At 68.3% G+C, this 26,791-nt stretch carries 21 protein-coding genes; 18 read left to right on the forward strand and 3 right to left on the reverse strand.

All coding sequences use genetic code 11. The features are described 5' to 3' along the window. Window positions 1–31: 31 nt before the first annotated feature. From recG to AB4083_RS07010, 4 genes are all read left to right on the forward strand, one after another. A complete protein-coding gene (gene recG / locus AB4083_RS06995; protein ID WP_441607047.1) occupies window positions 32–2,134 on the forward strand; it encodes an ATP-dependent DNA helicase RecG in 2,103 nt (700 codons plus the stop codon). A gap of 70 nt (window positions 2,135–2,204) precedes the next feature. Further along, window positions 2,205–3,137 (forward strand): nucleoside hydrolase, encoded by a 933-nt coding sequence (locus tag AB4083_RS07000; protein WP_441607048.1) that lies wholly within the window; start codon window positions 2,205–2,207, stop codon window positions 3,135–3,137. Between the two features lie 92 nt (window positions 3,138–3,229). After that, entirely contained in the window at window positions 3,230–3,475 is a 246-nt protein-coding gene (locus tag AB4083_RS07005; protein WP_441607049.1) for a type B 50S ribosomal protein L31, read from the forward strand. A 250-nt stretch (window positions 3,476–3,725) separates the two neighbouring features. Beyond that, window positions 3,726–5,021: a citrate synthase gene (locus AB4083_RS07010; protein ID WP_441607050.1), complete on the forward strand. Its 1,296-nt coding sequence runs from the start codon at window positions 3,726–3,728 to the stop codon at window positions 5,019–5,021. 69 nt (window positions 5,022–5,090) lie between these two features. On the opposite strand, the gene AB4083_RS07015 is transcribed toward AB4083_RS07010, so the two are convergent. Both AB4083_RS07015 and AB4083_RS07020 read right to left on the reverse strand, forming a co-directional pair. Further along, window positions 5,091–5,765, reverse strand: coding sequence for a hypothetical protein (locus tag AB4083_RS07015; RefSeq protein ID WP_441607051.1), 675 nt, complete (start codon window positions 5,763–5,765; stop codon window positions 5,091–5,093). Window positions 5,766–5,857: 92 nt separating this feature from the next. Then, on the reverse strand, window positions 5,858–8,365 hold the full coding sequence (locus AB4083_RS07020; RefSeq protein ID WP_441607052.1) for a penicillin-binding protein 1A: 2,508 nt from the start codon (window positions 8,363–8,365) through the stop codon (window positions 5,858–5,860). Window positions 8,366–8,642: 277 nt separating this feature from the next. Here AB4083_RS07020 and AB4083_RS07025 point away from each other — a divergent pair, with 277 nt between their 5' ends. The 11 genes from AB4083_RS07025 (at window position 8,643) to AB4083_RS07075 (ending at window position 21,151) form a co-directional block, all read left to right on the forward strand. Beyond that, window positions 8,643–9,701: a pilus assembly protein PilM gene (locus AB4083_RS07025; RefSeq protein ID WP_441607053.1), complete on the forward strand. Its 1,059-nt coding sequence runs from the start codon at window positions 8,643–8,645 to the stop codon at window positions 9,699–9,701. Then, window positions 9,701–10,495 (forward strand): PilN domain-containing protein, encoded by a 795-nt coding sequence (locus AB4083_RS07030; RefSeq protein WP_441607054.1) that lies wholly within the window; start codon window positions 9,701–9,703, stop codon window positions 10,493–10,495. The genes AB4083_RS07025 and AB4083_RS07030 overlap by 1 nt, the downstream gene beginning before the upstream one ends. Next, on the forward strand, window positions 10,492–11,145 hold the full coding sequence (locus AB4083_RS07035) for a type 4a pilus biogenesis protein PilO (RefSeq protein ID WP_441607055.1): 654 nt from the start codon (window positions 10,492–10,494) through the stop codon (window positions 11,143–11,145). Before AB4083_RS07030 ends, AB4083_RS07035 begins: the two co-directional genes overlap by 4 nt. Beyond that, a complete protein-coding gene (locus AB4083_RS07040) occupies window positions 11,142–11,672 on the forward strand; it encodes a pilus assembly protein PilP (RefSeq protein WP_441607056.1) in 531 nt (176 codons plus the stop codon). The genes AB4083_RS07035 and AB4083_RS07040 overlap by 4 nt, the downstream gene beginning before the upstream one ends. Window positions 11,673–11,728: 56 nt before the next feature. After that, window positions 11,729–13,981 (forward strand): type IV pilus secretin PilQ, encoded by a 2,253-nt coding sequence (pilQ, locus tag AB4083_RS07045; RefSeq protein ID WP_441607057.1) that lies wholly within the window; start codon window positions 11,729–11,731, stop codon window positions 13,979–13,981. Between the two features lie 174 nt (window positions 13,982–14,155). Then, window positions 14,156–15,151, forward strand: a complete 996-nt coding sequence (locus tag AB4083_RS07050) for an AAA family ATPase (protein ID WP_441607058.1) — start codon at window positions 14,156–14,158, stop codon at window positions 15,149–15,151. Continuing rightward, entirely contained in the window at window positions 15,148–16,086 is a 939-nt protein-coding gene (locus AB4083_RS07055) for a DUF58 domain-containing protein (protein ID WP_441607059.1), read from the forward strand. The genes AB4083_RS07050 and AB4083_RS07055 overlap by 4 nt, the downstream gene beginning before the upstream one ends. After that, complete coding sequence (locus AB4083_RS07060; RefSeq protein WP_441607060.1) at window positions 16,083–16,607, forward strand: DUF4381 family protein; 525 nt, start codon at window positions 16,083–16,085, stop codon at window positions 16,605–16,607. Before AB4083_RS07055 ends, AB4083_RS07060 begins: the two co-directional genes overlap by 4 nt. After that, a complete protein-coding gene (locus AB4083_RS07065; RefSeq protein ID WP_441607061.1) occupies window positions 16,600–17,586 on the forward strand; it encodes a VWA domain-containing protein in 987 nt (328 codons plus the stop codon). Before AB4083_RS07060 ends, AB4083_RS07065 begins: the two co-directional genes overlap by 8 nt. Next, window positions 17,583–19,469 carry a tetratricopeptide repeat protein gene (locus AB4083_RS07070; protein WP_441607062.1) on the forward strand — a complete coding sequence of 629 codons (1,887 nt, stop codon included), beginning with the start codon at window positions 17,583–17,585 and terminating at the stop codon, window positions 19,467–19,469. Before AB4083_RS07065 ends, AB4083_RS07070 begins: the two co-directional genes overlap by 4 nt. Further along, window positions 19,469–21,151, forward strand: coding sequence for a BatD family protein (locus AB4083_RS07075; RefSeq protein WP_441607063.1), 1,683 nt, complete (start codon window positions 19,469–19,471; stop codon window positions 21,149–21,151). The genes AB4083_RS07070 and AB4083_RS07075 overlap by 1 nt, the downstream gene beginning before the upstream one ends. On the opposite strand, the gene AB4083_RS07080 is transcribed toward AB4083_RS07075, so the two are convergent. Beyond that, on the reverse strand, window positions 21,138–21,659 hold the full coding sequence (locus tag AB4083_RS07080) for an O-acetyl-ADP-ribose deacetylase (protein ID WP_441607064.1): 522 nt from the start codon (window positions 21,657–21,659) through the stop codon (window positions 21,138–21,140). The two genes, AB4083_RS07075 and AB4083_RS07080, sit on opposite strands and share 14 nt — an antisense overlap. Before the next feature lie 108 nt (window positions 21,660–21,767). Between AB4083_RS07080 and AB4083_RS07085 the strand changes: the two genes are divergently transcribed. The 3 genes from AB4083_RS07085 (at window position 21,768) to AB4083_RS07095 (ending at window position 26,665) form a co-directional block, all read left to right on the forward strand. Further along, window positions 21,768–22,232, forward strand: coding sequence for a MarR family winged helix-turn-helix transcriptional regulator (locus AB4083_RS07085; RefSeq protein ID WP_441607065.1), 465 nt, complete (start codon window positions 21,768–21,770; stop codon window positions 22,230–22,232). Window positions 22,233–22,431: 199 nt separating this feature from the next. Continuing rightward, window positions 22,432–23,565: an efflux RND transporter periplasmic adaptor subunit gene (locus AB4083_RS07090; RefSeq protein ID WP_441607066.1), complete on the forward strand. Its 1,134-nt coding sequence runs from the start codon at window positions 22,432–22,434 to the stop codon at window positions 23,563–23,565. Window positions 23,566–23,569: 4 nt separating this feature from the next. Further along, entirely contained in the window at window positions 23,570–26,665 is a 3,096-nt protein-coding gene (locus tag AB4083_RS07095; RefSeq protein ID WP_441607067.1) for an efflux RND transporter permease subunit, read from the forward strand. Window positions 26,666–26,791 lie beyond the last annotated feature (126 nt).

Genomic DNA, 26,791 nt, shown 5'->3' on the forward strand with positions numbered 1-26,791 from the left:
GCCGGCGAACGCCTCCGCTAGGCTTGCGGTGATGTCAGCTGCGCCTGCTTCCACTGCCACCGCTCCCGGCCTCGCGCCGGTCTCGTCGCTGCCCGGCATCGGCCCGGCGCTGGCCGCGACGCTGGCCAGGCTGGGGCTGGAGCGTGTGCAGGACCTGTGGTTCCACCTGCCGCTGCGCTACGAGGACCGCACCCAGATCAGCACCATCGCCGACCTGCAGGTCGGCGAGCGCATCCAGGTCGAAGGCGTGGTGGAAGCGGTCGAGCGCGGCTTCCGCTACCGGCCGCAGCTGAAGGTGGCGATCAGCGACGATTCGCGCGAAACCCTGGTGCTGCGCTTCTTCCATTTCCATCGCGCGCAGGCCGAGCAGCTGCGGCCCGGCGTGCGCCTGCTGGTCTACGGCGAAGTGCGCCACGGCGCGCAGGGGCTGGAGATGGTGCATCCGCAATACCAGCGCCTGGAGGGTGTGGCGGAGCCCGCCGTGGAAGAGCGGCTGACCCCGGTCTATCCCACCACCGAAGGCCTGGGCACCAAGCGGCTGGCCGGGGTGATCGCCAAGGCGCTGGCCTTGTTGCCGCCCGACCGCGAGCTGGAACTGATTCCGCCCGCGCTGGGCGCCGGCCATGGCCTGACCTCGCTGCGCGAGGCGCTGCTCTACGTGCATCGCCCGCCGCCCGACGCGCATCTGGGCCAGCTCACCCAGGGGCGCCATCCCGCGCAGCAGCGCCTGGCCTTCGAGGAACTGCTGACCCAGCACCTCAGCCTCAAGCGCATGCGCGCCGCGGTGAAGCAGCGCCACGCGCCGGCGCTTGGTGGCGATGGCGTCATGCGCAAGCGCCTGCTGAAAGGGCTGCCGTTCCGCCTCACGGGTGCGCAGCAGCGCGTCAGCGAAGCGGTGGCCAAGGACATGGCGAAGACGCATCCGATGCTGCGGCTGGTGCAGGGCGACGTCGGCAGCGGCAAGACCGTGGTCGCGGCGCTGGCTGCGCTCGCCGCGGTGGAATCCGGCCACCAGGTAGCCCTGATGGCGCCCACCGAGCTGCTGGCGGAGCAGCATCTGCGCAACTTCAAGCATTGGCTGCAGCCGCTGGGGATCGAGGTCGAATGGCTGGCCGGCAAGGTCACCGGCAAGGCGCGCACGCGCGCGCTGGAACGGGTCGCGGCCGGTGCGCCGGTGGTGATCGGCACGCATGCGCTGATGCAGGAAGGCGTGGAGTTCGCGCGGCTGGGCCTGGTGATCGTCGACGAACAGCACCGCTTCGGCGTGCAGCAGCGCCTGGCCCTGCGCGACAAGGGCCTGGAGGGCGACCAGGTGCCGCACCAGCTGGTGCTCACCGCGACGCCGATCCCGCGCACGCTGGCGATGAGTGCCTACGCCGACCTGGACGTTTCCTCCATCGACGAACTGCCGCCGGGCCGCACGCCGGTGCAGACCATCGCCATCTCCAATGCGCGCCGGGTGGACGTGATCGAGCGCATCCATGCCGCCTGCCGCGAAGGGCGGCAGGTGTACTGGGTGTGCACCTTGATCGAGGAGACCGAACAACTGCGCGCGCAGGCCGCGGAAGTCGCGCATGCGGAACTGTCGGCCGCGCTGCAGGACTGCAAGGTGGGCCTGATCCACGGCCGCATGAAGCCGAAGGAAAAGCAGGCGGTGATGGACGCGTTCAAGGGCGGCGAACTCGCCGTGCTGGTGGCCACCACGGTGATCGAGGTGGGCGTGGACGTGCCCAATGCCAGCCTGATGGTGATCGAGAACAGCGAGCGGCTCGGCCTGGCCCAGCTGCACCAGCTGCGCGGCCGGGTGGGCCGCGGCGCGGTCGCCTCCAATTGCGTGCTGCTGTACCAGCCGCCGCTGGGCATGCTGGCGAAGGAGCGCCTGCAGGTGATGCGCGATACCAACGACGGCTTTCGCATCGCCGAAAAGGATCTCGAGCTGCGCGGCCCCGGCGAAGTGCTCGGCACGCGCCAGACCGGCCAGCTCAGCTTCCGCATCGCCGATCTCTCGCGCGACGCGCACCTGCTGCCGGCGGTGCAGGAAGTCGGCGCTGAGATGCTGCTCCACCACGCGGGACAGGCCGAGCGGCTGATCGAGCGCTGGATCGGCGGCGCGGCGCGCTATGCGCATGCGTGAGGGCAGGGTGCGGCGGCTTTTGCGTTCCGTGCTCGCGCCGTAAGCTAACCGGCTCATCCGAGGACAGCCCATGACCAAGCCCCAGCTCCTGATCGACACCGACCCCGGCGTGGACGACGCGCTCGCGATCCTGATGGCCCATGCGCACGCCGACATCGCCGGCCTGAGCATCGCCGCGGGCAACGTGGGCCTGGGGCACACCGTGCGCAATGCGCGCACGCTGGTCGATCTGGTCGGCGGCGGCGTGCCGGTGTTCGCCGGTTGCCCGACGCCGCTGGTGCGCGGGCCGGAAGAAGATGCGGCCTTCGTGCACGGCATGGACGGCCTGGGCGATGTCGGCTTCGCCGAGCCCGCCACGGCGGCAGAAGCGGAGCAGGCGGCCCTGGCGCTGCTGCGCTTGACCCGCGAGCGCCCCGGCGAGCTGACCCTGGTGGCGCTGGCCCCGCTGACCAATGTCGCGCTGGCGCTGCGCCTGGATCCGACCCTGCCGCAGCGGGTGCGGCGCCTGGTGGTGATGGGCGGTGCGGTCACGGGGCTGGGCAACACCGGCAAGGTGCCGGCGGAATTCAACATCGGCTTCGATCCCGAGGCCGCGCACGTGGTGTTCGAGGCCTTCCCGCAGTTCGACCTGGTCGACTGGGAAGCCACCCTGCGCCATGCCTTCGACGAGCAGGAGTTCGACCAATGGCTGGCCGCGGGTGACCAGCGCGCCGAGTTCTTCGGACGCGTGTTCCGCACCGCCCGCGCCTTCAATGCCAGCAGCAAGCGCCGCGGCATCATCGCGGCGGACGCACTGGCGATGGCGGTGGCGATCGACCCGTCCATCGTCACCCGCAGCGAGGAGCGCCACGTCGCCGTGGAACTGGACGGCCGCCTTACCCGCGGCGCCACGGTGGTGGACTGGGGCGGCCGCCTGGGCCATCCGGCCAATGCCCGCATCGTGCTGGAGGTGGACCAGGAGCGCTTCGTGGCCATGGTGAGACGCGCGCTGGGCGCGGCCTGAGCGGCTCCGCCGGGCAAGTGGCTGACATGCTTGCCCTTGGCGGAAGGAGGCCGCTATAATGCCGCTCTTTCGCCCACCGCTTTGAGTCCGTCATGAAGCCCGATATCCATCCGAATTACCGCCCGGTGGTGTTCCAGGACCTGTCGTCCGACTTCGCGTTTCTGACGCGTTCGACGATTGCCTCCAAGGAAACCGTCAAGTGGCAGGACGGCAACGAGTACCCGCTGATCAAGGTGGATATCTCGAGCCATTCGCACCCGTTCTACACCGGCAAGCAGAAGACCATCGAAACCGGTGGCCGCGTGGACAAGTTCCGCCGCCGCTACGCGCAGAAGTAATCGCGCGACCGGTCAGCCGCGTTAACGGCTGACGGCAACGGTAAAGCCAGGTACACGGCATGGGGCGAGCGCAAGCTCGCCCCATGCTTTTTCGCGTCCACCATCCGACCATTCGCCAAGGGATGTTCGTTGGGTGATGTGTGATAATGGACGGCGTTGCATCGCGCCATCCCCAGCGCGGTGCGCCTAATTCCCCCGCCTGGCGCACCACCCCCGGTGACCGGCGGCGACATTCGCGAAGGAGGTTTCCGTGTCCGATACCAAGACCGTCAAGCTGGTGGATGAGTCGAACAACCGCAGCAGCGAGCTGCCCTTGCTGAGCGGCACGCTTGGCCCGGCATGTGTCGACATCGGCAACCTGTACAAGGACACCGGCCACTTCACCTACGATCCGGGCTACGGCAGCACTGCCAGCACCAAGAGCGCCATCACCTATATCGACGGCGACCAGGGCGTGCTGCTGTATCGCGGCTACCCGATCGAGCAGCTGGCCGAGAAGTCGAGCTTCCTCGAGACGGCCTACCTGCTGCTCAACGGCGAACTGCCGAGCAAGGGCGAGTTCGCCAAGTTCGAAGACGACATCACGCATCACACGATGATGCACGAGTCGCTCAAGGACTTCTTCAAGGGCTTCCACCACGACGCGCATCCGATGGCCATGCTGGCCGCTTCGGTTGCCTCGCTGTCGGCCTTCTATCACGACGACATCGACGTCGATAACGCCGACGACCGCAAGCTGGCCGCGATCCGCCTCATCGCCAAGATGCCGACCATCGCCGCCGCGTGCTTCCGCTATTCGATCGGCTGGCCGTTCCGCTATCCGCGCAACAACCTCGAATACGTCGACCGCTTCCTGCACATGATGTTCGAAGTGCCGAGCGAGCCGCTGACGCTGAGCCCGGTCGCCGCCAAGGCGCTGGACCTGCTGTTCATCCTGCACGCCGACCACGAACAGAACGCTTCCACCTCCACCGTTCGCCTGGTCGGTTCGACCGGCGCCAACCCGTACGCCTCCATCGCTGCGGGTATCACTGCGCTGTGGGGTCCGGCGCACGGCGGCGCGAACGAAGCGGTGCTGAAGATGCTCGAGGAGATCGGCACTGCCGACAAGGTCGAGTCCGCGGTCAAGCGCGCGAAGGACAAGAACGACAACTTCCGCCTGATGGGCTTCGGCCACCGCGTGTACAAGAACTTCGACCCGCGCGCCAAGATCATCCGCGAGATGACCCACAAGGTGCTGGGCGAGCTGGGCGTCAACGACCCGCTGCTGGAAGTGGCGCTGAAGCTGGAAGAGGCGGCGCTGAAGGACGACTACTTCGTCGAGCGCAAGCTGTACCCGAACGTCGATTTCTACTCGGGCATCATCTACAAGGCGCTCAACATCCCGACCGAGATGTTCACCGTGATGTTCGCCATCGCCCGCACCGCCGGCTGGATCGCCCACTGGATCGAGCAGCACGAAACCCCCGGTGCGCGCATCGGCCGTCCGCGCCAGATCTACACCGGCGCCGACGTGCGCAACTACGTGGCCGCCGACAAGCGCTGAGCGCTTAAGGCAAGCTACACGAAAACGCCCGGCTTGCCGGGCGTTTTCTTTTTTGCAGGAACGGAAAGGTCAGCGCAGCGCCGCCGTCAGCTTGCGTTCGAAATCGCTGTTGTCATCGCCCTCGGCGACCAGGGCTTCCACGGTGGGCAGCGAGGCTCGCTGCATGGGTTTTTCGTCGATGCGGTCCAGCGGCGGCTGGCGCAACGAATCGACCGGCAGCACGGTGAGGTCGAACGGCAGTTCGTCGGCAGCGAACAGCAGCACCGAGTATTCGGCCTGTTCGTCGCGGCTGAGGCGCAGGCGGCGCGTCTGCGTTTCCACCGGCACGCCGTGTTCGCGCAGACGCAGGATGACCGCTTCGGGATCGTCGCTGAATACGTGCAGGCACACGGCCGAATGGCTGTCCGCGGTGCCGTCCAGCACCGCACCGACCAGGCGCGGCTCGTAGTCGCCGAGGAAGCGCATGGCTTCCACGGCCGCCTCGCGGCGTTGCTGCAATAGCTGTGGCTGGCTGTGTGCCTGGAAGATGCGCTGGTGCTCGCGCAATGCCTCTTCGATCTCGTTGTTGCGCGGCAGGGCCTGGGTGTCGAAGATGCCAAGCCGCTCGGCGGCCTTGAGTTTGGCGTGATGAAAATCGCGGATGCCGTGCTCGCTCATGAGGCGCGCGGCCTCCTGGGCGATACGCAGGCGGTTGCGCTGGACGCGGTCCTGCGCGTGGATGCGGTGATGCTCGCCTCGAGCCATGATCCTGGTCCCTCCTGGTCGTAGGTTGGAGGTGCGGCCGTTCTGACGGCCTCGCGGCGAAGCGGGTGGACCGGGGCCACCCGCCTGTCGCGTCAGAAGATGTCGTACGCGTGCTGCTGGTCGGGATCCTCCTGCTGCTGGCTGGCCTGCTGGCGCAGGCGGTCCACGTCTTCCACCTTGAACATTTCCGGCATGGCATTCGGATTGCCGGGTTCCGACGGCAAACCGCTGGAGCGGTCGATCTGTACCGTAGTGACACCCGGCGGCATCGACAAGGTGGCGGAGGGGCGGTCTTTCAGCGCCGCACCCATGTAGTCCATCCAGATCGGCAACGCCGCCTTGGCGCCGAATTCGCCACGGCCGAGCGAGCCGAAGTCGTCGAAGCCTACCCACACGGCCGTGGAGAGGTCGCCATTGAAGCCGACGAACCAGGCGTCGCGGTGCTCGTTGGTCGAACCCGTCTTGCCGGCCAGGTCGTCGCGCCCCAGTGCCATCGCCGCTGCGCCGGTGCCGCGCCGGATCACGTCCTTCATCAGCGAGGTGACCAGGAAGTCGTTGCGCACATCGATCACCTGCGGCGCCAGCACCGGCGGGTGGGCGCCTTCATGCGCATCCGCCGGCAGCACCGCGCCGCCCACGCTGCCGGCGCCAGCCGGGGTGACGGCGGCGACCGAGTTGGCCGGCGCAGCCGCGCTGGAGGAGGGCGGGCCCGGCGGGCGGGTGTCGAGCAGGCGCTCCTGGCAGGTGCGGCAGGCGCGCGCCGGGTTTGCCAGGTAGATCGGCTTGCCGTCGCGGTCGTCGATCTCGCTGATGAAGTACGGCGTCACCAGGTAGCCGCCATTGGCGAACACCGCATAGCCGCGCGCCATGCCCATCGGCGAGACGGAGGCGGTGCCCAGCGCCATCGAAAGGTTCGGCGGCAGGGCGTCGGGCGAGAAGCCGAAGCGGGTCACGTAGTCGCGCGCATAGCGCACGCCGATCGCATCGAGCAGGCGCACCGAGACCAGGTTCTTCGACTTCACCAGCGCTTCGCGCAGGCGGATCGGGCCGTCGAACTTGTCATCGTCGTTGGAGGGCGTCCACAGCCCGTCCGGGCGCGACGGGTCGGGCAGGGCCAGCGGCGCGTCGTTGACGATCGAGGCCGGGGTGAAGCCGCGATCGAAGGCCGCGGAGTAGATGTAGGGCTTGAAGCTGGAGCCAGGCTGACGGGCGGCCATCACCGCGCGGTTGAATTTGCTGCGCAGGAAGTTGAAGCCGCCGACCAGCGCCTGCAGCGAGCCGTCCTCCGGGTTCACCGAGGCCAGCGCGCCCTGCACCTTCGGGATCTGCGTCAGCTCCCACTCGCCCTTGGCGTTGCGCGCCACGCGGATGATGTCGCCGCGCTTGAGCACCGCGGCCACGTTCTTCGGCGGGGCGCCGACGCGGGTTTCGTTGACGTAGGGGCGGGCCCAGCCCACCGCGTCCTGGCCCAGCTGCACCTGCTCGTGGCTGGACAGGTAGACCATCGCCTCGCTGGCGCCCACGCTGCTGACCACGCCCGGGCGCATGCCGGCGATGTCGGTGTAGCTGGACAGGATGCGGTCGAAGTCCTCGTTGCCGGCGTTGTCGGCCAGTTCCTGGTGGTCCTCGGGGCCGCGCCAGCCGTGGCGGTGGTCGTAGTCGATCAGGCCGGCCCGCATGGCGTCGACCGCGGACTGCTGGCGGGCGCTCTGCACGGTGGTCTTGATCACATAGCCTTCGGTGAGGGCGTCGTTGCCCAGCCGGTCCAGCGCCTGCAGGCGGACCATCTCGGCCAGGTAGGGGGCGTCGACCTCGATCGGCGGCTCGTGCGGGAACGCGTTGCTCGGCTCCGCCAAGGCCTGCTGGTACTCGGCCTGGGTGATGTAGCGGTTCTGCAGCATCTGCCCCAGCACCCAGTTGCGCCGGGCGAGGCCGCGCTTGGGGTTGTTGATGGGATTGACCACCGAGGGCAGCTGGAAGGTCGAGGCGATCATCGCGCACTCGGCCACGCTCAGCTGGTCCAGGGTCTTGCCGTAGTAGTACGAGGCGGCCGCCGCCACGCCATAGGAGCGGTGGCCGAGGAACATCTTGTTCAGATAGAGCTCGAGGATCTGGTCCTTGCTCAGCTCATTCTCCATGCGCAGGGCGATGAAGATTTCGGTGAGCTTGCGCGAATACAACTTCTCGGGGCTGAGGAAGAAGTTTCGCGCTACCTGTTGGGTGATGGTCGAGCCGCCGGGGCCCTTGTCGCCGCCGGAGACGATCACGTGCCAGCCCGCGCGGGCGATGCCGTGCCAGTCGACGCCGGGGTGGCGGTAGAAATCGCCGTCCTCGGCCGACAGCACGGCATGCTTCAGGCGATCGGGCACGGCGGCGATGCCGACGGGGATGCGCCGGGTTTCACCGAAAGTGGCGATCAGCTTGCCGTCCGCGGTCAGGACGCGCAGCGGCACCTGCATGTGATAGTCCTTCAGGACCGCCACCGAGGGGATGCGCGGCGAGACCAGCCAATACGCCACACCGACCGCGGCAACCGCCAGCAGTAGCCCGGTGAAAGCAAGGATCAGCACCCAGCGCAGCAGACGCTTGAGAATTTGCATGGTGTGGATATTGCGAGACCTGAGTCAAAACACGGCACAGTATAGATGTAGCACCATTTGCTTAACGGTACCGGCTGGCAGATTCCCACCTGCGGGTCACTGTTACGTCACAAAAAAGGCCGGGACGTGATTAGCGCTAATTGTGGATGCCGTCACGTCAAAACAGTCGAGATAGTTCGTGTAGGCCGTTGCCAATACGTTAATTTTTGGATTTAATGCCGTCGCGCACTCACCACACTAAAGACGGTGCAGGCGTCCAGGGGCAAGGGGGAAAATCGTGGGGCTCTTTACACCCAAGAAGCCGCCGCTGATTGGCGTCGACATCAGTTCGACCGCCGTCAAGCTGCTGCAGCTCAGCCAGGCCGGTGGCCGCTATCGCGTGGAGCATTACGCGGTGGAGCCGCTGCCCCCCAATGCCGTGGTCGAAAAGAACATCGTCGAAGTCGAGGCGGTGGGCGAAGCGATCCGGCGCGCGGTGGCCCGTTCGGGCACCAAGTTCAAACACGCCGCCGCGGCCGTCGCCGGTTCCGCGGTGATCACGCGCATCATCCCGATGTCCAGTGACCTGTCCGAGGAAGATCTCGAAGGACAGATCCAGGTCGAGGCCAACCAGTACATCCCGTATCCGATCGAGGAAGTCAGCCTCGATTTCGAGGTGCTGGGCCCGGTGCGCGACAACCCCGAAATGAACAACGTGCTGCTCGCCGCATCGCGCACGGAGAACGTCGACATGCGCGTCGCCGCGCTGGATCTCGGCGGCATCAGCGCCAAGGTGGTCGACGTCGAAGCCTTCGCGATGGAGAACGCCTTCGCGATGGTGGCCGACCAGCTCAACGTCGGTCGCGATGCGCTCGTCGCGGTGATCGACATCGGCGCGACCATGACCACGCTGTCGGTGCTGCGCAACCAACGCACCATCTACTCGCGCGAGCAGGTGTTCGGCGGCAAGCAGCTCACCGACGAGATCATGCGCCGCTACGGCCTGTCCTACGAGGAAGCCGGCCGCGCCAAGCGCAAGGGTGGCCTGCCGGAGTCCTACGAGTCCGAGGCGCTGGAGCCGTTCAAGGAGTCGCTGATCCAACAGATCAGCCGCCTGCTGCAGTTCTTCTTCGCAGGCAGCGAATACAGCAAGGTCGACCAGGTGGTGCTCGCCGGTGGCTGTGCCTCCATCGAAGGCCTGTGCCCGATGCTCGAAGAGCAGCTGGGCGTGTCCTGCGTGGTCGCCAATCCGCTGGCGCGCATGTCGCTGTCGCCGCGCGTGCAGGCGCAGCAGCTGGCCCAGGATGCGCCGGCGCTGATGATCGCGGTCGGCCTCGCCATGAGGAGCTTCGACTGATGGCACGCATCAACCTACTGCCCTGGCGCGCCGAGCGTCGCAAGCAACGCGAGCGCGAGTTCTTCATGCAGCTCGGCGCGGCGATCGTCGCGGCGATCCTGTTCATACTGGTGTGGATGACCTGGATGGACCAGCGCATCGGCAACCAGAACGAGCGCAACGACTACCTGCAGGGCGAGATCAAGCAGCTCGACGAACGCATCGCCAAGATCAAGGATCTGGAGAAAGTGCGCGAGCGCCTGCTGGCCCGCAAGCAGATCATCGAGCAGTTGCAGGCCAACCGCTCGCAGATGGTCCATCTGTTCGACGAACTGGTGAAGACGATCCCCGCCAGCGCGCGCCTCAGTGGCCTGAAGCAGAATGCCGAGTCGATGGCTCTCGACGGCGTGGCCCAGTCCAATGCCAGCGTCGCCGAATACATGCGCAACCTCGAAGCCTCGCCGTGGATGGGGCACGCGGACCTGCGCAAGACCGAGAACACCCACGGCGATTCGCGCATGCCCTATGTGTTTGGCCTCGATGTCGCGCTCAGCAAGCCCAGGCCCGAGGAGGGCGCGGACGCCGAGCACGCACCGGTGCAGCCGGCCGGCGCCGCCAGCGCCGCGACTCCCGCCGCTCCGGCAGCGGCCGGCAGCGCAGCCCGCCAGGCCCTCGGCTCGGCAGCGCAGGCGCTGACCGCTCCGCCGGCCAAGCCCGCCCAGCAGCCACCCCAGCAACCCAGCGCTGCACCGCAGGCGCCCAAGCCGGCGAACGCGCCGACCAGTGCACCTGCCAACGGGGGGGGCAAGCCATGAGTTTTCTGAGCGATCTGCGCAACCTCGACCGCAACAACATCGGCGGCTGGCCGAAGTCGGCCAAGATCACCTTCATCGTGGTGCTGTTCGCCCTGGTCAGCTTTATCGGCTGGTACGCCATCATCAGCAACCAGCAGGACGAGCTGACCCAGCTCGCCGGCAAGGAAGAACAGTTCAAGCAGGAATTTGCCCAGAAGCAGGCCAAGGCGGTCAACCTCGAAGCGCTGCAGCAGCAGCTCGACGAGATGCAGGACATGCTGCGCCAGCTGCTGCGCCAGCTGCCCAGCCGGACCGAGATGCCTGAACTGCTGGTCGACATTTCCCAGACGGCGTTGTCGGCTGGCCTGGAGACCGAGCTGTTCCAGCCGGGCGCCGAGATACCCAAGGACTTCTACGCCGAGAAGCCGATCCAGCTGCGCATGGTGGGCAACTACCACCAGTTCGGCACCTTCATCAGCGGCGTGGCCTCGCTGCCGCGGGTGGTGATCCTGACCCTGCACGACGTCTCGCTCACGCCCAAGGACAAGGGCGGCACGCTGGTCCTGCAAGGCACGGTCAAGACCTATCGCTATCTGGAAGACGACGAGAGCGCCGAAGCCAAGGCAGCCAATGCCAAATCGGCCGGCGCCAAGACCGGGGGGCAGAAATGAGCAACATCACAGCCCTCCGCGCTGCCCGCATCGCGCTGGTCATCGGTGCCGTAATGATGCTGGCCGGCTGCACGCGCGGCATGTCGGACCTGCGTGACTGGGTCTCGCAGGAGAAGCAGAAGAAGGGCGCGCCGATTCCGCCGCTGCCCGTCATCAAGACCTTCGAGACCTTCCTCTACAACGACCAGGACCGCCGCGACCCGTTCAGCCCCAGCACCGCTGAGCTGGACAACGGCGCCTCCAACGGCCCGCGCCCGGACCAGGACCGCACCAAGGAGCCGCTGGAAGCGTTCGCGCTGGACAGCCTCAAGATGGTCGGCACGGTCGGTACCGCCAGCGGCATGGAAGTGCTGATCAAGGATCCCACCGGGGTGATCCACCGGATCCACCGTGGGGAATACCTGGGCCAGAACTACGGACACGTCACCGCCATCGCCGAAGACCATCTCGAAATGGTCGAACTGGTGCCTAACGGCAACGGCGGCTGGATGGAACGCTCAGCCAGCATCGCGCTTGGCGAGAAATAAGAATCACAGGGGCTGATGCAATGACGAACCTCAATCAACCAGTCCAGGGCCGTGTCATGCGCCATGCGAGTCGTCGCTTGTTCACCGCACTGCTGATCGCCGGCCTCGCCTGGTCTGGTATCGCGGCCGCCGCGACCAACACCCTGCGCGAGATCAGCTACGACACCCTGCCCGGCGGCAAGGTCGAGCTGCATCTGAACTTCGCCCAGGGCCCGGTGCCCGAGCCGAAGATCTTCACCACCGGCAACCCGCCACGCATCGCCATCGACCTGCCCGACACCGAGAACTCGGCCGCGCGCCATCTCGATATCGGCAAGGGCTCGACCATGGGCGTCTCGGCGATCGCTGCCGGCGGACGCACCCGCGTGGTGGTCGAACTGGTGCGCGACTCCTCGTATCGCTCGCGCGTCGAAGGCAACAGCCTGGTCTTCACAGTCAACAACGGCACCGACGCGCAGACCACCACTACCGCCTCCAACATCGACCCGTCCAAGGCGCTGCCGTCCTCGGCCGCCGGTCCGGCGGTGTCGAACATCGACTTCCGCCGCGGCCCCAACGGCGAAGGCCGCGTGCTGATCAACTTCAGCGGCGCTGGCGCCAATGCGGACATGAAGCGCGAAGGCGACAAGGTGGTGGTCAACCTCGACCACGTGAACCTGCCCGCCAACCTCGCGCAGCGCCTGGACGTGCTGGACTTCGCCACGCCGGTGCAGTCCGTCACCACCAAGGCTGGCACGCGCGGCGGCGCCCGCATGGAGATCGCGGTCAAGGGCAACGTGGAGACCTCGGCCTACCAGACCGGCGACCAGTACGTGGTCGAAGTCGCGCAGAAGAAGGTCGCCCCGGGCACCGGTCCGGACGGCAAGCCGCTGCGCGGCCAGGAGCCGACCTACAACGGCAACCGCGTCACCTTCAACTTCCAGGACATCCCGGTCCGCTCGGTGCTGCAGCTGATCGCCGACATGTCCGGCCAGAACCTGGTGGCCTCCGATACCGTCGGCGGCGCGATCACCCTGCGCCTCGTCAACGTGCCGTGGGACCAGGCGCTGGACGTGGTGCTGCGTGCCAAGGGCCTGGACAAGCGCCGTAACGGCAACGTGATCTGGATCGCCCCGCAGGATGAGCTGGCCAAGTATGAGCAGGGTGTGGCCGAGGCCCGCCTGAAGGCCGAGGACACCGCCGAGCTGGTCACCGACTACCTGCCGATCAGCTACGGCAAGGCGCAGGACATCGCCAAGCTGCTGACCCAGGGCAGCATGGCCGGCGGTGGCAGCGGCGGTGGTGGTGGCGGCGGTGGCGGTCGCGGCTTCTTGTCCTCACGCGGCAGCGTCTCTTTCGACGAGCGCACCAACACCCTGCTGATCAACGACAGCCCGCAGAAGATCCGCGAGCTGCGCGAACTGATCGCGGTGCTCGATCGCCCGGTGCAGCAGGTGCTGATCGAGTCGCGCATCGTGGTCGCCACCGACACCTTCACCCGCGAGCTCGGCGTGAAATGGGGCGTGCAGGCCACGCACACCACCGACAGCGGCAATGTCATCTCGACCAGCCCCACCGGCGACAATTCGGCAGGCCTGGGCATCAACACCAGCAACGTGCGCAACCAGTACGCCTACGATCTGCAGAACTGGATCGCTGGCGGCCGCGTCGGCAACCCGCCGAAGCCGGGCACCATCACCTATCAGACCGGTGGCAACAGCGGCTACAACGTCAACCTGCCGGTGGCCAACCCGGCCGGCCAGTTGGGCCTGGCGATCCTGGGCCGTAACTACCTGGTCGACCTGGAACTCTCGGCCGCCCAGACCGAAGGCCGTGGCGAAGTGATCTCCAGCCCGCGCGTCATCACCGCCAACCAGCAGGAAGCGGTGATCCGCCAGGGTCAGGAAATCGGCTACGTCACCTATCAGAACTCCGGCAGCACGGGCGGCGCATCGCCAACCGCCTCCGTGCAGTTCAAGGACGCCGTGCTGGAACTGAAGGTCACCCCGACCATCACCGCCGACAACCGCGTCTACCTCGCGATCAACGTGAAGAAGGATGCGCTGGCGGCATTCGTCGACACGCCGAACGGCAAGGTGCCGCAGATCGATACCCGCGAGATCAACACCTCCGTGCTGGTGGACAACGGCCAGACCGTGGTGCTCGGCGGCATCTACGAGATCACCAAGCAGAACACCGTCACCAAGGTGCCTGGCCTCGGCGACATCCCGGGCATCGGCGTGCTGTTCCGCAAGACCTCGCGCCAGAACGACAAGGCCGAGCTGCTGATCTTCGTGACCCCGCGCATCCTGAGCGACAGCCTGCGCTGAGCGGAGCACACGAGCGAACGGAAAAGGGCGGCCACGAGCCGCCCTTTTTCTTTGTGCGGACCACCAGGCATCGGCCGAGCTGTGCCATCAGTCGCGCCCCCGCCATCGCGCCGGCTCGCTAAACTTCCGGCAAGTGCCGCTGTCTGAAGGCGGATCAAGCCGGATGGAAACCTGATGGATATGCCCGAGAGTCAACCGTCGTCGCGGCTGCAGCAGGCCTTCGCGCAGCTGCGCGAGCAACTGCAGCAGAGCATCATCGGCCAGCCGCATCTGATCGATTGCCTGCTCATCGCGCTGCTTGCCGACGGCCACCTGCTGGTGGAAGGCGCGCCGGGCCTGGCCAAGACCACCGCGGTGAAGGCGCTGGCGGGGCGGGTCGAGGCGGATTTCCACCGCGTGCAGTTCACCCCGGACCTGCTGCCGGCCGATCTCACCGGCACCGACATTTTCCGTCCGCAGTCGGGCAGCTTCGAATTCGAGCGCGGCCCGCTGTTCCACAACATCGTGCTGGCCGACGAGATCAACCGCGCCCCGGCCAAGGTCCAGTCCGCCTTGCTCGAAGCGATGGCCGAGCGCCAGATCACCGTCGGCCGCAGCACCTGGCGGCTGCCCGAGTTGTTCATGGTGATGGCCACGCAGAATCCGATCGAACAGGAAGGCACCTTCGCGCTGCCCGAAGCGCAGCTCGACCGCTTCGTGATGCACGTGACCATCGGTTATCCGGACGCCGCCTCGGAGCTGGCGATCCTGCGCCTCGCGCGCGAACAGGCGCGGCGCAGCCTGCATCCGCAGCCCGAGCCGCCGCCGACGCTGAGCCAGTCCGACGTATTCGCCGCGCGCGACGCCGTACTGGCGGTGCATATGGCGCCTGCGCTGGAGTCGTACATCGCGCAGCTGGTGCTGGCCAGCCGCGACGCTGGTGCCTACGGGCCGCAGCTCAAGCGCTGGATCGCCTGGGGCGGCAGCCCGCGCGCGACCATCGCGCTGGACCGCTGCGCACGCGCGCACGCCTGGCTGGCCGGCCGCGACTACGTGCTGCCGGAAGACGTGCATGCGCTTGCCCACGACGTGCTGCGCCATCGCATCCTGCTCAGTTACGAAGCCGAGGCGGAAGGCATCCGCAGCGACCAGGTGGTGACGCGCCTGCTGGAGCTCGTGCCGTTGCCGTGAGCGCCGTGTTGCCACCCACCGCGGACGGCGACGGACGCGCCAGCGTCGCCCTGGCCGAACTGCTCGCCTTGCGCGCCCGTGCGGCGCGCAAGCCCTTGTCGCCGCGCCGCAGCCACGCCGCGCCGGCCGGTCCGCAGGCCAGCCGCGTGCATGGCCGCGGCATGGACTACGCCGAATCGCGCGCCTACCAGCCTGGCGACGACGTGCGCCGGCTCGACTGGCGGCTCACCGCGCGCAGCGGAAAACTGCATACCAAGCTGTTCCAGGAAGAACGCGAAGGACGCTTGCTGGTGCTGCTCGACACGCACAGCAGCATGCGCTTCGGCACCCGCGTCCGCTTCAAGTCGGTGCAGGCGGCGCGCGCCGCGGCGCTGGCCGGATGGCTGGCCGTGCGCGCCGGCGAGCGCGTCGGCGCGCTGGCTTTCGGCGAACGCCGGCATCAACTGCGTCCGCAGGGCAGCACGCGCGGTGCGCTCGCGCTGTGCGGCGCGCTGGCCTCGTGGGATGCGGAACGTGGTCCGGCCTCCGCTGCCGAGCCCCTGTCCGAAGCGCTGCTGCGCGCCGGCCGGCTGATGCACGGCGCCAGCCGCGTGCTGCTGATCAGCGACGGGCTCAGCACCGACGAGGCCGCCAAGGGCCGCCTGATCGACCTGGCACGCCACACCGACGTTGCCGTGCTGATCGTCGGCGACGTGCTGGAGCTGGCTTCCGCGCCGCCCGGCCGCTACCCGCTCGAACACGCCGGCCTGCGCCGCGAAGTGGTGCTGGTGGGCGATCGCCAGCGCCGCGATTTCCAGCAGGCACTCGGTGCCGGGCAGGCCAGGCTCGCCGCGCTGGCGCGCTCGCTCGGCCTGCCGCATCGCGTGATCGATACCACCGTCGATCCGCTCGACACCGTCGCCGCGCTGCTGGCCGGCGTCAAGGCGGGCGCATGATGCCCGCCGCCACGCCGCCGCCGGATGGCCCGGTCCTGCGCGATATCCATCTGCCGCCAGCGCCGCCGTTGTGGCCGCCGGCACCCGGCTGGTGGGTGCTCGCGGTGCTGCTGCTGGCGGCGTTCGCGCTGGGCTGGTGGCTGCTGCGCAAGCGCCGGTTGCGGCGCGAACGCATCGCCGCCGCGCTGGCCGGCATCGATGCGCTCGAACAGGCCCATGCGGATCGACCCCAGCGACTGGCGGCGGAACTGCACCAGCTGCTGCGGCGCGCGGCGCGCGTCTACGATCCGGCTGCTACGCATCATCGCGGCGAAGCATGGCGTCAATGCCTTGCCCGCGTGCCGGTGGATGCCGCCACGCTGGATCGATTGACGACGCTGGAAGACGCCATGTTCCGTCCCGCCACGCCCCATGCGGAGGTCGCCGAGGCGGCCGCCGCCACGCGTCGCTGGCTGGCGCTGGCGTTGCAGCCGCGGCGTACGAAACGGCCGCTGGTGGTGCAGGAGGCCGCTCATGCTTGAAGTGGCCTGGCCGTGGATCGCCTTGCTGTTGCCGCTGCCGTGGCTGCTGTGGCGCTGGCTGCGTCCGGCCGCGCCGGGCCAGGCGCTGCATCTGCCGCATCCGCAGCTGCGCCTGGCGGCCGTGGCGCAGAACGCCGGCCAGGGCGGCCGCATCTGGTGGCTGGTGCTGGCCTGGATCTGCCTGGTCGGCGCCGCGATGCGGCCGCAATGGGTGGGGCCGCCACAGGCGCAGCAGCGCAGCGGGCGCGCGATGATGCTGGCGGTGGATCTGTCCGGCAGCATGCGGCTGGAAGACATGAAACTCGCCGGCCAGTCGGTCAGCCGCTTCGGCGCGGTAGAGGCAATCGCCACCGACTTCATCGCACGCCGCAGCGGCGACGAAATGGGCTTGATCCTGTTCGGCACGCGCGCCTTCCTGGTCACGCCGATCACCTACGACCTCGGCGCGGTCAGCGCGCAACTGCAGGGTTCGATGGTGGGCCTGGCCGGCACCGAGACGGCCATCGGCGATGCCGTGGCGGTTGCGGTCAAGCGACTGTCGGCCCTGCCGGAACAGGCCCGCGTGCTGGTGCTGCTCACCGACGGCGTCAACAACGCCGGCAGCATCGCGCCGCTCGATGCGGCACGCGCCGCCAGGGCGGCGGGCGTGCGCGTGTACACCATCGGCATCGGCGCCACTGAAATGCGCGTGCCGGATTTCTTCGGATCGCGCGTGGTGAATCCGTCGGCGGACCTGGACGAAGGCATGTTGCGCACGATGGCCACGCAGACCGGCGGCCGCTATTTCCGCGCCACCGATACCAGCGAGCTGGCCGCCGCCTATCACGCGATCGACACGCTGGAGCCGATGCCGCAGCACGGCCCGGAACTGCGCCCGCGCTACGAACTGTTCGGCCGGCCGCTGCTCGCCGGCATGCTGTGCTTCCTGTTTGCCGTCGTCATCCCGGCGCGCCGGCGCAGTGCGGGGGCGGCGCCATGATGGCCTGGTGGCACGACTTCCACTTCCTGCATCCGTGGTGGCTGCTCGGCCTGCTGCTGGCGCCGCTGGCGTATGCGCTGGCCGCGCGCGGCGGACAGGAGCGGCGCGAGCTGGCGCGGCTGGTCGATCCGGAACTGCTGCCGCATGTGCTGTACGGGCAGGGCGGGCACAGCCGCTGGCCGGCGCTCTTGCTGGCGCTCGGCGCGGTGCTGGGTTTCCTGGCGTTGGCCGGCCCCGCCTGGGACCGCGTGGCCTCGCCGCTGTACGCCAATCGCGCGGCGCAGGTGGTGGCGGTCTCGCTGTCGCGGCACATGCTGGCCAAGGACGTCGCGCCCAGCCGCATCGACCGTGCGCGCTACAAGGCGCGCGATCTGCTCGCGGCGAACCGTAGCGGCCTCAATGGATTGGTCGCCTATGCCGGCGAATCCTTCAGCGTCGCTCCGCTGACCTCGGACGCGAATGCGCTGGACGACCTGCTCGACTCGCTCGCGACCGACACCATGCCCACCGACGGCAACGACGCCGCCTCGGCGATCGAACGCGCCGCCACGCAGATCCGCGCCGCCAAGGCCGGCACCGGCCAGATCGTGCTGATCACCGACAGCGCCGACGCCTCGGCGCAGGAAGCCGCGCGCAAGGTGCGCGCCGAAGGCATCCGCGTTTCCATCCTCGGCGTCGGCACGCCGCAGGGCAGCCCGGTGCCGGACGGCGACGGCGGATTGCTGCGCGATGCGCACGGCGACGTGGTGGTGACACGCCGCGACGACGACGCACTGCGCGCGCTGGCCGAAGCCGGCGGCGGCCGCTACGTGCCGATGAGCGACGACAACAGCGACGTCGCCGCGCTCAAGCCGCGCGGCGATGCCGGGCAGGACATCGTGCGCGCCGACGGCGAACACGGCGACGAATGGCAGGACCGCGGCCCCTGGCTGCTGCTGCCGCTGCTGGTGGTGCTCGCACTCGCGTTCCGCCGCGGCTGGCTGCTGCTGGTGCCGCTGGTCTTGCTGCCGCTGCTGCCGTCGACCGCGCAGGCCGGCAGTTGGAGCGACCTGTGGCGCCGCCCCGACCAGCAGGCCGATGCCGCGCTGCGCCAGGGCGACGCCAAGCGCGCCCAGGCATTGGCCCGCGATCCGTCGCTGCGCGCTGCCGCGGCCTACCGCACGGGCGACTTCGCCGGCGCGGCGACGGGCTGGCAGGACCGGCCGGGCGCCGAGGCGGCCTACAACCTTGGCAATGCGCTGGCCAGGCAGGGCAACTACAAGGAAGCCATCGAAGCCTACGACCGCGCGCTGAAAGCCGATCCCGCCCACGCGGATGCCAAGGCGAACCGCGACGCCGTCGAGGACTGGCTGCGCAAGCACCCGCCACAGGACCAGCCCAAGCAGCAGGACAAGCAAAAGAAGCACGGCGACGGCAAGGGCGGCGACAAGGACCAGGCCGGCAAGGGCGACGACCGGCCGGACGAGAAAAAAGAAGGCGAGCAGAAGTCCGGCCAGAACGAATCGAAAGACGGCGGCGGCCCCGATTCCAAGCGCGATGCCTCCGGCCAGTCCAAGCAGGACGGCAAGGCGCCCGAGAAACCGGGCCAGGGCGAAGCCAAGCCGCCTTCCGCCGAAGAACAGGCCGAGCAGCAGGCGCGCGCCGAACAGGCCAGGAAGGCGCTGAGCGCGCAGATGGACCAGGCCCTGCGCGAAGGCAAGCAAGGCGACCACGACGGCACCCACGAGTTGGGTGCGATGTCGCCCGACGATCCGCAGGCCAAGCTCCCCGCCGACGTGCGCCGCGCCCTGCAGCGCGTGCCCGACGACCCCGGCGCGCTGCTGCGCCGCAAATTCGAACTCGAATACCGGCGCCGCCATGGCGGCGCCGGGGAGGAAGATTGATGGCTTCGTCGCGCCTGCGCTGGTGGCTGTGCCTGTTGCTGTACTGCTCGCTGCCTGCGCTGGCCTGGGCCGCGCCGGTACGCGCGGTGCTCGATCGCGACACGGTGCAGCTCGGCGAGACGGTCACGCTGAACCTGAAAGTCGAGGGCGGCTCGGTCGGCACGCCGGATCTCTCCGTGCTCGATGGCGATTTCGAAGTGCTGGGCACGTCGAGCAATTCCAGCCTGAGCATCGTCAACGGCAAGCGCACCTCCGAATTCACCTATGGCATCGCGCTGCGGCCCAGGCATGTCGGCCGCTTGACCATTCCCGCGATCGCGCTTGCCGGCGGCACCACCGCGCCGGTGCAACTGGAAGTGACGGCGCCCGATCAGCAGGCCGCGGCGGGCGCAGGCAAGGATGTCTTCGTCGAAGCGGTGGCCGAGCCGCGCAACGCTTACGTCGGCCAGCAGATGTCCTACGTGGTGCGCCTGTATTTCGCCGCCAGCCTCAGCAACGGCGCGATGGACGAACCGCAGGCCGAGGGCGCGGAACTGAGCAAGCTCGGCGACGACAGCAACTACCAGGCCGAGCGCGGCGGCCGCCGCTACAACGTGATCGAGCGCCGCTATGCGCTGATCCCGCAGCGTCCCGGGCAGCTCCAGGTCGGTCCCGTCTCGTTCCAGGGCGAGCTGATCGACATGGCCGACCCGAACAGTTTCTTCGGCAGCACGCGGGCGATGTCGGCCGCGTCGGCGCCGGTGTCCGTCGACGTGCGCGCCGTTCCCGCCGCCGCGGGCAAGACCACCTGGCTGCCCGCGCGCGCCTTGTCGCTGGCGATGGAAGCGCCGCCCGAGCCCGGCCAGCTGCGCGCCGGCCAGCCGCTCAATCTCACCATGACGGTGCAGGCCACCGGCCTGCCGTACGAATCGCTGCCGGCGCTGAGCCTGCCGGCGATCGACGGCGCCACGGTGTATCCGGACAAGCCGGTCAACGGTACGCGCGTGGATGGCGCCTGGCTGGCGGGACGGCGGCAGCAGTCGTTCGCGGTGGTGCCGAGCAAGCCGGGCGAACTGGTGATTCCCGCGACCACGCTCACCTGGTGGAACGTGCAGACCGACAAGCCCGAGGTCGCACGCATTCCCGAGCGCCGCTACACCGTGCTGCCGGCGGTGGGCGCACCGGCGACGGCGGCTTCGGCCGCGGCGCCGGCAGTGACGGAGACGCCGGTCGCAGCGACTTCGACGGCGGGTGCCACGCCTTGGCGCTGGATCGCCCTGGGCAGCATCGGTCTATGGCTGATCACCATGCTGGGCTGGTGGGCGCTGCGTCGTGCGAAACCGGCCGCACGCCGGCCCGCGGCGAAACCCGCAGCCACCAGCGACCGCCAGCGCCGCGCCGCCTTTCTTGCCGCCGCGCGCGGCAATGACGCGGCCGCACAGGCGCACAGCTTGCTGGCATGGGCGCAGACCGAGCGTCCGGGCCTGGTGAACCTCGGCGCGCTCGCCCAAGCACTCGCCTCGGCACCCCAGCGCGAGGCCATCGCGGCGCTGCAGAAGCGGTTGTACGCGACCGATGGCGCCGCACCGTCCGGCGCAGCGCTGGCCGCCGCCTTCCGCGACGGCTTCCAGTGGCGCACGGCAGCGGCGCCGCCGGCCAACCCATCCGGCTTGCCGCCGCTTTATCCGTTCAAGCTGGACTGAGCGCCGCGCGGTACACCGCCGCCATGCGCGCGTCGAAACAGCACAGCAGCACGCGCAGGTCGCCGTGGTCGCGCAGGTCGTCGCGCAGCGCGGCGATCGCCACCGTTGCGGCCCGTTCCGGCGGATAGCCGTAGACGCCGCAGCTGATGGCGGGGAACGCGATGCTGGCGACGCCGCGTGAGCGGGCCAGTCGCAGGCTCTCCCGATAGCAACTGGCCAGCAGCCCGGCTTCGTCCTCGCTGCCGCCATGCCACACCGGTCCCACGGTATGGATCACGTAGCGTGCGGGCAGGGCGAAGCCCGAGGTGATGCGCGCCGCGCCGGTCGGGCAGCGCACGCCCGGCGTCACCTGCGGCAGTGCCCGGCAGGCTTCCAGCAGGGCGGGGCCGGCGGCACGATGGATCGCGCCATCCACGCCGCCGCCGCCGAGCAGGCCGGGGTTGGCAGCATTCACGATGGCATCTACATCGAGCTGGGTGATATCGGCGATGATGATTTCGATAGCCATGGCAATAAGCGTTATGTCGTGATGTCGTGGTTGGCGTGGTTTCGCAGGTTTTTGCGCCGTATGCTTGCCGCCGGGGCGCCCCGGAGGGGCGGAGGGTTCGGGAAACACATGAAGACTGAAGACATCTCGTTCGGCTATCTGCTCAACGACGTCACCTTGCTGTTCCGCAAGCATTTCGACCGGCGCGCAGTGAAGTTCGGCCTGACCCGCGCGCAGTGGCGCGCGACCAAGGTGCTCTACCACCGCGAAGGCCTGCGCCAGACCGAGCTGGCGGAGTTCCTCGAAATGGAACCGATCGCCGTGGGCCGCGTGATCGACCGCCTGCAGGCCGCCGGTTTCGTCGAGCGCCGCGCCGATCCGCGCGACCGCCGCGCCTGGCGCCTGTATGTCACCGAGCAGGCGCGCGGCGTGATCGCCGACATGGAGCTGATCGGCCGCGGCCTGCGCAAGGACGCCACCAAGGGCATCGAACTGCATGAAATGCAGCAGGCCATGGACGTGCTCAACCGCATCAAGGACAACCTGCAGGCGCTCGACCAGCCCGGCGATACGGAAGATCCTGCGGCCGCCTAACCTTACGCCATGCTTACGAGAACCATGCCAGTGCCATTGGTCCTTGTGAGACTTAAGGAATTCTCCCGGCATAGTACGGGTCTTTTTGGCGTGCACGATGCTGCCGTTCCTATAGTCCCGGCGAAGGATCGCGGGTTGGCACGCGCCGCGATTCCTGTGGAGGGAGCGCGCGCCGGCCGAACAAGCCTGAGAATCCCCCATGCCTTGGAAGAAACTGCTCCTGATCGTGCTGGCGCTGGCGCTGCTGGGCGTCGCCATGATCGTGTTCCGCGGCCGCCAGGAGGCCACGCCTGCGCTGGGCAAGGGCGGTAGCGGCCAGGGCGGCGAAGTGCCGGTCCAGGTCGCCACTTCCACCCGCAGCGACGTCGATCTCAGCCTGAAGCTGGTGGGCCGCGCCGAGGCGTTCTCCACGGTGACTTTGCGCTCGCGCGTATCCGGCCAGTTGCAGACGCTGGCGTTCAAGCCCGGCGCGCAGGTGAAGAAGGGCGACCTGCTGATCCAGCTCGACCCCAGCCTGTTGAAGGCGCAACTGGATCAGACGCGTGGCACGGTGGCGCGCGACCAGGCGCAACTGGTGAAGGCCCAGGCTGACCAGCAACGCTACAGCGACATGCTCGCCAAGGGCTTCGTGTCGAAGGCCGACTTCGACACCTTCCAGGCTAACCTGGGCATCGCCAAGGCGACGCTGCAGAGCGATCAGGCCGCGCAGGAAACCGCGCAGACCCAGCTCGACTACGCGCGCATCGCCGCGCCGTTCGATGGCGTGATCGGCTCGCCGCTGGTGTGGCCCGGCGCGCAGGTCACCGCGGACAGCACCGACCTCGTGGTGCTCAACCAGATCGAACCGATGCGCATCGCTTTCAGCATCCCCGAGGAAAGCCTCGCCGCACTGCGCGCCGCGCAGGCGCGCGAGCAGGTCGCGGTGCAGGCGGTCATTCCCGGCGACAAGGGCCAGCCGCTCGCCGGCGCGCTGGAATTCATCGACAACGCGGTGGACGCCACCACCGGTACCATCGTGGTGAAGGGCCGCTTCGAGAACACCGACCACCGCCTCACCGCCGGCCAGTACGTGCAGGTGACCTTGCCGACAACGCGCATCGCCAACGCGGTAAGCGTGCCGGTGGAAGCGCTGCAGAGTTCGGCCAAGGGCAGCTTCGTGTTCGTGCTCGGCCACGACGGCAAGGTGCAGCAGCGCTTCGTCACGCCGGGCCCGACCGCCGGCCCGCGGCTGGTGATCGACAAGGGCCTGGAGGTGGGTGAGCAGGTGGTGACCGAAGGCCAGATGCTGCTGGTCGACGGCGCGCGCGCCAAGGTCAAGGCGGGAGGCGGCTGACGCCATGAACCTGCCCGAGCTGTGTATCCGCCGCCCGGTGATGACCACGCTGCTGATGGCGGCGCTGCTGGTGTTCGGCATCGCCGCGTATCCGCGGCTGGCGGTGAACGAACTGCCGAACGTGGATTTCCCCACCATCAGCATCAGCGCCAGCTTGCCGGGCGCTTCGCCGGAGACCATGGCTTCGGCGGTGGCGACGCCGCTGGAAGCGCAGCTGTCGACCATCGCCGGCATCAGTTCGATGAGTTCGACCAGCGCGCTGGGTTCCACCAGCATCACGCTCACCTTCGAGCTGGACCGCAATATCGATGGCGCCGCGCAGGACGTGCAGTCCGCCATTTCCGCCGCGCAGCGCCAGCTGCCGAAGGAGATGACCACGCCGCCGACCTTCCGCAAGGTCAACCCGGCCGACGCGCCGATCCTGTTCCTCACCATGACCTCGTCGACCTTGCCGATGTCGCAGGTGGACGAATACGCCGAGACCGAACTGGCGCAGCGCCTGTCGATGGTCGACGGCGTGGCGCAGGTGAACGTGTACGGCTCGCAGAAATACGCCGTGCGCGTGAGCGTGGACCCGGCGCGCCTGGTCGGCACCGGCGTGGGCATCGACCAGGTGCAGGCGGCGATCGCCGCGGCCAACGTCAACCAGGCCACCGGTTCCCTGTACGGCACGCGCCAGCAGTTGCCGATCCGCAGCGAAGGCCAGCTGATGCGCGCGGACGCCTATAACGATGTGGTGGTGGCGTATCGCAACGGCGCGCCGGTGCGCATCCGCGACCTGGGCCGCGCCTTCGACAGCGTGCAGAACGACCTGGCCGCGAGCTGGTACAACGGCGAGCGCGCCATCGTGCTGGCGATCCAGCGCCAGCCCGGCGCCAACACGGTGGACACCGTGGACCGCATCAAGGCGCTGCTGCCGGGCTTCACCGCCGGCCTGCCGCCGTCGGTCAAGCTCAACACGCTGTACGACCGCTCGGTTTCGATCCGCGCCTCGGTCGACGACGTGCAGTTCACCCTGGTGCTGGCCGGCGTGCTGGTGGTGCTGGTGATCTACCTGTTCCTGGGCAATCTCTCGGCCACGCTGATTCCCGCCATCGCGCTGCCGATCTCGGTGATCGGCACCTTCGGCGTGATGTTCGGGCTGGGCTACAGCCTGGACAACCTCTCGCTGCTGGCGCTCACGCTCGCGGTCGGCTTCGTGGTGGACGACGCCATCGTGATGCTGGAAAACATCGTGCGCCACATGGAAGCCGGCCTGTCGCCGTACGAAGCTTCGCTGAAGGGCGCCGGCGAGATCGGCTTCACCATCTTCTCGATGACGCTGTCGCTGATTGCGGTGTTTATCCCGGTGATGTTCATGGGCGGCATCGTGGGGCGCCTGTTCCACGAGTTCGCGGTGACCATCAGCGTGGCGATCCTGATCTCCGGCGTGGTGGCGATCACCTTGACGCCGATGCTGTGCAGCCGGTTTATCCGCGCGCACGACCACGAGAACAAGAACTGGCTGATCGCCGGCTTCGACCGCGGCTTCAACGCCGTGCAGCGCGGCTATGCCGGCAGCCTGCGCTGGTGCATGGACCGTCCGCTGCTGGTGGTCGCCGGCTTCGTGCTGAGCCTGGCCGCGACGGCGCTGCTGTTCTACGTGACGCCGAAGGACTTCATCCCCGCCGGCGACACCGGCCAGCTGCGCGTCACCACCGAAGGCCCGCAGGACGTCTCATTCGACAGCATGGTGGCGCGCCAGCAGAAACTGGCCGAGATCGTCGCCGACGATCCGAACATCGCCGGCTACATGTCCAGCGTCGGCGCGGGCGGCCCGCGCAGCACGGTCAACAACGGTTCGCTGCTGTTGCTGTTGAAGCCCGCGCACGATCGCGAGCTGGGGCCCGATGGCATCATCCAGGAGCTGCGCAAGAAATTCGCGCAGGTGCCGGGCATCCGCACCTATATCCAGAACCCGCCGTCGATCCAGGTCGGCGGCCGCCAGTCCAAGGCGCAGTACCAGTACACGCTGCAGTCGATCGATCTGCCGCTGCTGTACGACTGGAGCGGGCGCATCACCCAGGCCTTCACCCTGCTCGACGGTTTCCAGGACGTTACCAACGATCTGGATCTCAACAGCCCGTCGATCATGGTCGACGTCAACCGCGACAAGCTCGCCACGCTGGGCCTGACCATGGCCCAGGTGCAGTCCGCGCTGGGTTCGGCCTTCGGCCAGAACCAGATCTCCACCATCTACGGCGCCGCCACCCAGTACTGGGTGATCCTGCAGGTGTCGCGCACCTTGCAGAACGACCCGGACGTGCTGTCGCGCCTCTACGTCACCTCCGCCAGCGGCACCCTGGTGCCGCTCGACACGGTGGCCACGTTCCGGCGCCAGCCGCAGGTGCTGACGGTGAATCATCAGGGCCAGCTGCCGGCGGTGACGGTGTCGTTCAATCTCGCGCCGGGCGTCAGCCTCAGCCAGGCGGTGCAGCGCATCGACGCAGCGATGGCGCGGATGGGCCTGCCCCCGACCATCAGTGGCAGCGTGCAGGGCACCGCGCAGGCGTTCCAGGATTCGATGCACGGCATGGGCCTGCTGCTGTTGCTGGCGGTGTTCGTGATCTACCTGGTGCTGGGCATTCTGTACGAGAGCTTCATCCACCCGCTGACCATCCTGTCAGGCCTGCCGGCCGCGGCGGTGGGTGCGCTGCTCACGCTGGTGATCTTCAACGCGTCGCTGGACCTGTTCGCCTTCGTTGGCATCGTGATGCTGATCGGCATCGTGAAGAAGAACGCGATCATGATGATCGACTTCGCGCTGGAGCGTCAGCGCGAGGAAGGCATGGCGCCGGCCGAAGCGATCTACGAAGCCTGCAAGGTGCGTTTCCGCCCGATCATGATGACCACCATGGCGGCGTTCGCCGGCACCTTGCCGATCGCGCTGGGCATCGGCGCCGGCGCGGAGACGCGGCGGCCGCTGGGCCTGGCCGTGGTCGGCGGCCTGGCGGTATCGCAGGTGCTGACCTTGTATCTGACGCCGGTGATCTATCTGTATCTGGACCGGGTGCAGACGCGGTTCTCGAAGAAGAAACCGGGGCCCATCGGGGCAACTTGAGAACGCTGGCGTAGGTTGGGGTGAGCCGCAGGCGAACCCCAACACGAGCACGCGCCGGCGCATCGATGTTGGGGTTCGCTGCGCTCACCCCAACCTACGCCCACGCCGATGCGGCGGCGAAAAAAA

Source organism: Dyella sp. 2RAB6 (assembly GCF_052115385.1).
In the GTDB taxonomy this organism is placed as follows: Bacteria; Pseudomonadota; Gammaproteobacteria; order Xanthomonadales; family Rhodanobacteraceae; genus Dyella_D.

Excerpts from the sequence above, each read along its gene's own strand:
- AB4083_RS07065 (WP_441607061.1), top strand. The coding sequence starts at position 16,600 with ATGCTTGAAGTGGCCTGGCCGTGGATCGCCTTGCTGTTGCCGCTGCCG.
- AB4083_RS07070 (WP_441607062.1), top strand. The coding sequence starts at position 17,583 with ATGATGGCCTGGTGGCACGACTTCCACTTCCTGCATCCGTGGTGGCTG.
- AB4083_RS07040 (WP_441607056.1), top strand. The coding sequence starts at position 11,142 with ATGAGCAACATCACAGCCCTCCGCGCTGCCCGCATCGCGCTGGTCATC.
- AB4083_RS07000 (WP_441607048.1), top strand. The coding sequence starts at position 2,205 with ATGACCAAGCCCCAGCTCCTGATCGACACCGACCCCGGCGTGGACGAC.
- AB4083_RS07050 (WP_441607058.1), top strand. The coding sequence starts at position 14,156 with ATGGATATGCCCGAGAGTCAACCGTCGTCGCGGCTGCAGCAGGCCTTC.
- recG (WP_441607047.1), top strand. The coding sequence starts at position 32 with ATGTCAGCTGCGCCTGCTTCCACTGCCACCGCTCCCGGCCTCGCGCCG.
- AB4083_RS07035 (WP_441607055.1), top strand. The coding sequence starts at position 10,492 with ATGAGTTTTCTGAGCGATCTGCGCAACCTCGACCGCAACAACATCGGC.
- AB4083_RS07085 (WP_441607065.1), top strand. The coding sequence starts at position 21,768 with ATGAAGACTGAAGACATCTCGTTCGGCTATCTGCTCAACGACGTCACC.
- AB4083_RS07005 (WP_441607049.1), top strand. The coding sequence starts at position 3,230 with ATGAAGCCCGATATCCATCCGAATTACCGCCCGGTGGTGTTCCAGGAC.
- AB4083_RS07075 (WP_441607063.1), top strand. The coding sequence starts at position 19,469 with ATGGCTTCGTCGCGCCTGCGCTGGTGGCTGTGCCTGTTGCTGTACTGC.
- AB4083_RS07095 (WP_441607067.1), top strand. The coding sequence starts at position 23,570 with ATGAACCTGCCCGAGCTGTGTATCCGCCGCCCGGTGATGACCACGCTG.
- AB4083_RS07020 (WP_441607052.1), bottom strand. The coding sequence starts at position 8,365 with ATGCAAATTCTCAAGCGTCTGCTGCGCTGGGTGCTGATCCTTGCTTTC.
- AB4083_RS07060 (WP_441607060.1), top strand. The coding sequence starts at position 16,083 with ATGATGCCCGCCGCCACGCCGCCGCCGGATGGCCCGGTCCTGCGCGAT.
- AB4083_RS07080 (WP_441607064.1), bottom strand. The coding sequence starts at position 21,659 with ATGGCTATCGAAATCATCATCGCCGATATCACCCAGCTCGATGTAGAT.
- AB4083_RS07015 (WP_441607051.1), bottom strand. The coding sequence starts at position 5,765 with ATGGCTCGAGGCGAGCATCACCGCATCCACGCGCAGGACCGCGTCCAG.
- AB4083_RS07030 (WP_441607054.1), top strand. The coding sequence starts at position 9,701 with ATGGCACGCATCAACCTACTGCCCTGGCGCGCCGAGCGTCGCAAGCAA.
- pilQ (WP_441607057.1), top strand. The coding sequence starts at position 11,729 with ATGCGCCATGCGAGTCGTCGCTTGTTCACCGCACTGCTGATCGCCGGC.
- AB4083_RS07090 (WP_441607066.1), top strand. The coding sequence starts at position 22,432 with ATGCCTTGGAAGAAACTGCTCCTGATCGTGCTGGCGCTGGCGCTGCTG.